General features: G+C 68.2%; 9 protein-coding genes. 5 read left to right on the top strand and 4 right to left on the bottom strand.

Features of this window, described 5'->3' with window-relative positions; translation table 11 throughout:
* Positions 1-91: 91 nt before the first annotated feature.
* From ACLQ23_RS28350 to ACLQ23_RS28340, 3 genes are all read left to right on the top strand, one after another.
* The gene (locus ACLQ23_RS28350) at positions 92-592 is read left to right on the top strand and encodes an aspartyl/asparaginyl beta-hydroxylase domain-containing protein (protein WP_425881364.1); all 501 of its coding nucleotides are present in this window, start codon (positions 92-94) and stop codon (positions 590-592) included.
* Positions 593-786: 194 nt separating this feature from the next.
* Entirely contained in the window at positions 787-1,809 is a 1,023-nt protein-coding gene (locus tag ACLQ23_RS28345) for a hypothetical protein (RefSeq protein WP_355628129.1), read from the top strand.
* 155 nt (positions 1,810-1,964) lie between these two features.
* Positions 1,965-2,606 carry a DUF4291 domain-containing protein gene (locus tag ACLQ23_RS28340; RefSeq protein WP_355628132.1) on the top strand — a complete coding sequence of 214 codons (642 nt, stop codon included), beginning with the start codon at positions 1,965-1,967 and terminating at the stop codon, positions 2,604-2,606.
* Between the two features lie 125 nt (positions 2,607-2,731).
* On the opposite strand, the gene ACLQ23_RS28335 is transcribed toward ACLQ23_RS28340, so the two are convergent.
* Positions 2,732-3,190, bottom strand: coding sequence for an Lrp/AsnC family transcriptional regulator (locus ACLQ23_RS28335; RefSeq protein ID WP_355628135.1), 459 nt, complete (start codon positions 3,188-3,190; stop codon positions 2,732-2,734).
* A 108-nt stretch (positions 3,191-3,298) separates the two neighbouring features.
* Between ACLQ23_RS28335 and ACLQ23_RS28330 the strand changes: the two genes are divergently transcribed.
* A complete protein-coding gene (locus ACLQ23_RS28330) occupies positions 3,299-4,357 on the top strand; it encodes a Glu/Leu/Phe/Val dehydrogenase dimerization domain-containing protein (RefSeq protein ID WP_425881363.1) in 1,059 nt (352 codons plus the stop codon).
* Positions 4,358-4,532: 175 nt separating this feature from the next.
* Here ACLQ23_RS28330 and ACLQ23_RS28325 read toward each other — a convergent pair whose 3' ends face one another.
* Entirely contained in the window at positions 4,533-4,784 is a 252-nt protein-coding gene (locus ACLQ23_RS28325; protein WP_355628139.1) for a hypothetical protein, read from the bottom strand.
* A complete protein-coding gene (locus ACLQ23_RS28320) occupies positions 4,781-5,116 on the bottom strand; it encodes a hypothetical protein (RefSeq protein WP_355628141.1) in 336 nt (111 codons plus the stop codon). The genes ACLQ23_RS28325 and ACLQ23_RS28320 overlap by 4 nt, the downstream gene beginning before the upstream one ends.
* 256 nt (positions 5,117-5,372) lie before the next feature.
* On the opposite strand from ACLQ23_RS28320, the gene ACLQ23_RS28315 reads away from it, so the two are divergent.
* Entirely contained in the window at positions 5,373-5,699 is a 327-nt protein-coding gene (locus tag ACLQ23_RS28315; protein WP_355628143.1) for a hypothetical protein, read from the top strand.
* 115 nt (positions 5,700-5,814) lie between these two features.
* On the opposite strand, the gene ACLQ23_RS28310 is transcribed toward ACLQ23_RS28315, so the two are convergent.
* Positions 5,815-6,096, bottom strand: a complete 282-nt coding sequence (locus tag ACLQ23_RS28310; RefSeq protein ID WP_355593248.1) for a hypothetical protein — start codon at positions 6,094-6,096, stop codon at positions 5,815-5,817.
* Between the last annotated feature and the right edge of the window lie 185 nt (positions 6,097-6,281).

The following is a 6,281-nucleotide window of genomic DNA, read 5'->3' as shown; positions in this document are numbered from 1 at the left end:
TCAACGTCAGACAACTCGTAGCGACGACCCACGCGCTACATCATCCAACACGAAGATCCTTTGAAGACACTGCCTAGCCGACGTTCGAGCACTGTGGGATGCCATTCGGGATGAGTGTCTTGCTCTCCCGCATGAGACCTACCAGCCGTGGGTCCAACGCGAGATGTACGGCCAGGGCTGGAGTGTCTACGGACTTGTCGCCTTCGGCGAGCGGATCGAGGAGGCGCTCGAGGCATGCCCGAACACTGCTTCCGCGTTGACGAAGGTCCCTCACCTGACGACCGCTGGGTTTTCTCGAATGGCTCCTGGCACCCACATCAAGCCACATCAGGGATGGGTTACTACCGTTTACCGCGCGCATCTCGGACTCGTCGTGCCGCAGGACTGCGCGCTGCGAGTGGGCGACGAGACTCGCCAGTGGCGCGCGGGTGAAACCTTCGTCTTCGACGACACCGTCACGCATGAGGCGTGGAACTACGGCACCAGCGACCGCGTTGTGCTCCTGTTCGACTTCCATCGTCCCGGCTGCGAGGACATGCCGCAGGATGAACTGCCGGCCTCGGTGGCCGGCTTCGTACGGCGCGGCAGATGAGACAGACACCAGAGCGCTCCACGGCCCCGTCTCATCCTCCCGTCCCGAGAACCCCGCCGACCGGTCGTAGTCATGGCTTGGGTGCGCCCTGGACCGCGACTCGGTACCGGGGTGTCGTTTGATGGGACAGCATTCTGCACTGCCCGGGGGGAACGTGGTCTCAGGCCGGTCGATCCGGATGGAAGGATGGGTCGATGCCTGACGAGGACGTGGCGTGGTACCAGCGGCTGCTCGAAGCGAAGCCGGATCTGGTCGACTTCGTGGAGTGCTGGACGGTTGTCCAGCCGCTGACCAAGCCCGTCACCGTGCCAGAGGCGGCCCGCCGGCTCGGCGGGGACCCGGCCGACATCGAGCAACTTGCCGGGTGGGACTTCGAGGAACATTTCGGGACGGTGCACCTGCACCAGATGGGGCCCGCCGTGGTCATGGTCCAGACCGCGGGTTGCGAGGGCGTCCGCGACGAGGCTCTGCGGTGGTTGTCCGACGGCGCCGCGGTACACAGCTCTTGGTGGGGCGCAGCTAACGGGCGCAGTTTCCTTTGCTACGCCGCCTTCGGCAAGGTGCTGACCCGGCTGGAAAGCCTCAACGACGACCAGCCCGCCGGCGAGCAACCCACGGCCCTCGACGAGGATCGCGCCCCGCTGCGCGACGACCTGGACTACCCCGCCCAGTTGGCGTTCGTCGAGCGGCGCACCGGCATCCGGCTGGACCCTGCCTGGTTGGACCAGCCGCACCCGACGGTGGCGCTGCGCACGCCGATCCCCGACGATCCACGCCCACCGGGCACGTTCGGCGCGGCGGACCCGGACCTGGCGGCCATGTTCCTGCTGGCCGACGAGTCGACGCAGCGCACCGCGCTGCGCTGGGTGCTCGACCTGCTCGCCGATGAGCAAGACCTGCGTGCCGAGTCCGCAGTCCGCGCCGTGCTCGACGCGTTGCCGCACGGCTGGCCGAGCGGCGAAAACCTGTCACACCAATTACACGCCTTGCGGGTGCGGCTGACGCAGGAGCTCAACGAAAGCCCCGGAGGGTCGCCGGAGCGCTGGCGGCGGTATTACCGCATGCGCGCCGGCGAAGCCGTCGCCGCGACAGTCGCCGGCTTGCCCGGCCGGTCGTACCCACCGGACACCCTGTGGTACGCCGAACAGGCGTTTCCACAACGGTGGCCAGCCATCCGCGCGGAATTGTGGCGGCGGGCACGGCATCAGCGCCGGTAACCGGCCGCCCGCATGACAGCTGAATCATCGTGACCGATAGTGACGATCGGTAGGCGGCAGACGCGAATGCCGCCGAAGGTTCAGTTCGGCTTGGCACTCGCATCGATGCGGAATCTCGGTGGAACGGTCGAGTGCCGATCGGTGAGGATCGGGGGGTGCCTGTTCCCGCCCGTCAGATCCGCGCCCGCTACTCCTCCGACACCATCACCGTGTACCAGGCGTATTCCCCGCAGATCGCATTGCCGGCGGTGGCAGCCGGCCGCTTCGTAGCCCCCTTCAAGCGGGACCGGATGACGTGGATCAAACCGTCTTTCCTGTGGATGATGTACCGCTGCGGCTGGGCCACCAAGCCGGGGCAGGAACGCGTGCTGTCCATCGACATCACGCTGGAGGGATTTGAGTGGGCGCTGGCGCGGGCCTGCCTGAGCCACTACGACCGAGACCTGCACGGGGACAAGGCGACCTGGTCACGGCACCTGAAGACTAGCCCGGTCCGAGTGCAGTGGGATCCGGAACGGTCCCTGCATCTGACGGCGTTGCCGCACCGGTCACTGCAGGTCGGGTTGTCCCGCGAGGCTGTGGACCGGTACGTCGACGACTGGGTTGTCACTATCACCGACATCACCCCCACCGTGCAGCAAATCCGAGAGCTCCTGCGCGGCGGCAACGAACAGGCGGCAGCAGCTCAACTGCCTGTCGAGCACGTCTACCCGCTACCGGATCAGATCGCCACCGGCCTCAACGCCAGCCCCGACCTCGCCACCGACAAAGCGCCCGAGCAACCGCACGGACAGTGACGGCCGCTCGCAGGCCGACGCGCCCTGGTAGCGGCATGAGCGCGCGCCTGATCAAGTGGTCCTGGCGACGCGCCGCGCCTGGTCGGCGGTAGATGTGCGCACTGTCTCGACCCTGTGGCCGCGCGTTACGGGTCGAGTGGTTCGATGACCTGCTTTCGGGCGTGTTGGTAGATGACGGAGCTGCGGAACCCAACGATCTCGCGGCGTCCGCTGAACTTGTCCATGAGGAAGGAGTGCAGGCTGTCGACGCTGGGTACGGCGACGTGGACGAGGAAGTCGTCGCCGCCGGCCACGACGTACACCGACAGCACCTCGGGCAGCTCCAACGCATATTTCTTGAAGCCGTCGATGACGGTGCGGCTCAGGGGCCGAACCTGCACATGCAGCAATGCTTGGACGCCGCGGTTGAGGGCGGCCAGGCTGATCTCGGCGTGGTAGCCGGTGATCACGCCGCGTTCCCGCAGTGCGCGCACGCGTTCCAGGCAGGTGGACGGTGCGATGCCGACCGCGCGGGCCAGTTCGCGGTTGGTCTGCCGCGCATGTGTCTGCAGGTGCTGGATGATCGCCGAATCAAGTTCGTCCACGACCGGAATCTTGCCATGCTCTCCGAACGATGTTCGCCTTGAGCCGGTCAGTGCCAGGCACCTGCCTACTGTCGGTCCCGTTCCGGCGAGCACACGACAGGAGCCATCATGGTCGCGACCCACCTCGACACCGAGCCCATGCACGAGCACGTCGTCATCAGGCGGGGCGTACGGTCCGGCCTGCCGATCGTCGTCGCGGTGCACTCCACCGCGCTCGGTCAGGCCATCGGCGGCTGCAGGGTCGCGCAGTACCCGCACTGGCGCGACGGGCTCACCGACGCGCTGCGGCTGTCGGCCGCGATGTCTGACAAATGCGCGCTGGCTGGGCTGCCCAACGGCGGCGGCAAGACCGTCGTCGCCCTGCCCCAGGGCAGGACACTCGACGCGGCCGCCCGTCGGGCGGCGCTGCACGACGCGGGCGACGCGATCGCCGGCCTGGACGGCGCCTATGCCACCGGACCGGACGTGGGAACCGGACCGGACGACATGGCCACGATCGCCGAACGGACCCCGCATGCGTTCTGCCGACCGGTGCACGCCGGTGGCAGCGGCGACTCCTCCGGACACACCGCCGTCGGCGTCCTCGCCGCGCTGCATGCCCTGTGCGCCGAGCGATTCGGGTCAGCCGACCTGTCCGCGCGCAGCTTCGCCGTGCTCGGCCTCGGCCGCGTCGGCGGCCACGTACTGCGCATGCTCGCCGAAGCCGGCGCGACCCTGGTGGCCGCCGACACCGACGAGGGCAGGCGCACGCTCGCCGACACCGCGGGTGCCGCATGGACCAGCCCGCAGGACTGCCTGACCGCCGACGTGGACGTGCTCGTCCCCGCCGCTCTTGGCGGTCTGCTCACCCCGCACACAGTGCCGACACTGCACTGCGCCGCGATCGCCGGACCGGCCAACAACCAACTCGACACCCCGGCCGCCGCCGACCTGCTGCACCAGCACGACATCCTCTGGGCACCGGACATCATCGTCAGCGCCGGCGGCATCATCCACGCCACCGCCGTCGAGCTACACCAGGAAACCTCCGCCCAGGCCACCGCCCGGGTCCACGGCATCGCCGACACCCTCACCGACATCCTGCGCACCGCCCGCGCCACCGGCTCGACCCCGGCCGCCGCCGCCCGCTCCCGCGCCCGCCACCACATCGAAAACCGCCGCCGCTGACCCTGCCGCCACCCGACCCGCACCACCGATACCCGGCCGAAGCCCTCCGTCACAATCAGGAACACTGCTCTCGGCAAAGCCGTGAGCGACTGATCATGTTCCGGACGCCATGTAGTTCGCGGCAGATCAGCACTCCTGATCTTGGCGTTCGACCGTTTGACTGCGACGGAGGTTCTCAACTCCAGGAGGGATTGCGGCTCGGCAGCCACGGCCCGAACAGCGACTCGTACTCCTCACCAGTTTCGACGGTGAGGAGGAAATCAGGTGCGGTACCGGCCACCGCATCACGCAAGCGGGCCAGCAGCAGCGGGACAGTCGCCAGGTCCAACATCAGTGCTGTCGCGAGTTGGACTCGCTTAGCTCCAACCTCCGGCTGGTCTCTGAGCTCGTCGCGCTGCAGGTGCTCCGCAGCGGACTGCATGCTCACCAGATCCCCGTCGCCGGAAACTTCAAGCAGTCCCACCAGGACGGTAGCCCGATCATGACCTCCAAAGCTTCGGCAAGGCTATAGCCGATAAGGCCGGCCTGCCCTTCGGAGCTGGCATACAAGACCGGGCGGACCGAGCGGCGTTCACCGCAGAGGAAGAACGTGCCGCCGGTGAAGTCACCTGCTATGCCTTCCAGTGCCTGCCCGGACGACAGCCGGACAGCTTCGCTGTGATCACCGCGTGTGAGGTCAAACTCGCAGACCTCCCACAGCATCTCGGCGAGACTCAGGTCATGGCGAACCAATTCCAGGAGTTCGTCATCGCTCTTCACGCCGCGGACGGTAACAGTCAGCGGGGTCCGCAATCCCGCCGGACTGCGCCCTCGACATCCGCTCACCGCACGCTGCCTGCCACCTCGACACGCTCCCGTCCACGGCGGCCATCGCTGAGTTGCGAGCGCTTGGCGCGAACGGGAGACGGCCCCAAGAGTGAGTCCGACCGGACGGTCCGCTCATGGTTTTGACGGAACCCGGGCCGACTCGGCGTGACGCTGCGTAGCGCGGGCTCGCGGCTCGGCAGATGCGTGCATGGCGTGGCTCGGTGGAGGGCCGACGAGGCGCCCGGAGTCGGAGTACGCGCTGTTCCGGCAGTTCGGCGCCAAGCCGCCGGACGACCTCACCGGCGGCGCGGTCCTCAACGGGCCTAACTACGGCTCGCGCGCCGGCTACGACAACGGCTACGCACTAACGGCCAACCTGCCCGCGGCCGCAGCCGCGACCACCACCGGCAATCTGATCTTCTTCCCTAAGGTGAACGTCCTCGTGGTCTACCAGAAAGCCTTCGTCGCGCTGCCCGCCGACCTGCACGTCGTCCTGACCGACGCGACCACCCGCACCCGCACCCGCACCCGATGACCGCCGCCCGCACGCCCGACGCCGCCGCTCAGGCCGCCCACCCGCGGTGATTCCGTGCGCTAAGTAGATCCAGCCCCGGCGCCGGCCGCGTGATCGGCCGGCGCCGGATACCGGTTCAGCGCGTTCCGGTGCGGTGCAGCTGGACGGCGCCGGAGGTCAGATCGCGTGGGGCGATCCGGTCGACGTCGAACTCGGTGCTGCCGGGGCTATGGTCGTAGACGACCGTCCCGGTGGCGGTTTCGAAGACGACCAGACGGGCCCGGTCGGTGGGGATGCCCACGCAGTCGGTGCGGCCCGACGAACAGGCGTCCCAGCCGTAGATCACCCAGGTGTAGCCGGACCGGCCGTTGAGGGTTCCCGTACCACGGGAGGCGACCTTGCCGTCCTTGGTGAGCACGAGCCACTCCAGGGAGCTGGGTTCGAGCCGGAAGCTCGTCCCGTCCGTCCACGCCTTGCCCTGGCCGACCGGGATTGTGGCATTGCTGGTCTGGTACTGCGCGGTGTTGTGCAGCCATGTCTGGCCGGCCGGATGGTCGGCGGGAGATCGCTACCCTCGTAGTCGACCGAGCGGGGAGGAGAGCG

This window comes from Micromonospora sp. DT41 (genome assembly GCF_049841715.1).
Classification (GTDB): domain Bacteria; phylum Actinomycetota; class Actinomycetes; order Mycobacteriales; family Micromonosporaceae; genus Micromonospora; species Micromonospora profundi.
The sequence above is the reverse complement of the archived record's forward strand: the minus strand, read 5'-3'. Positions and strand labels throughout refer to the sequence as shown.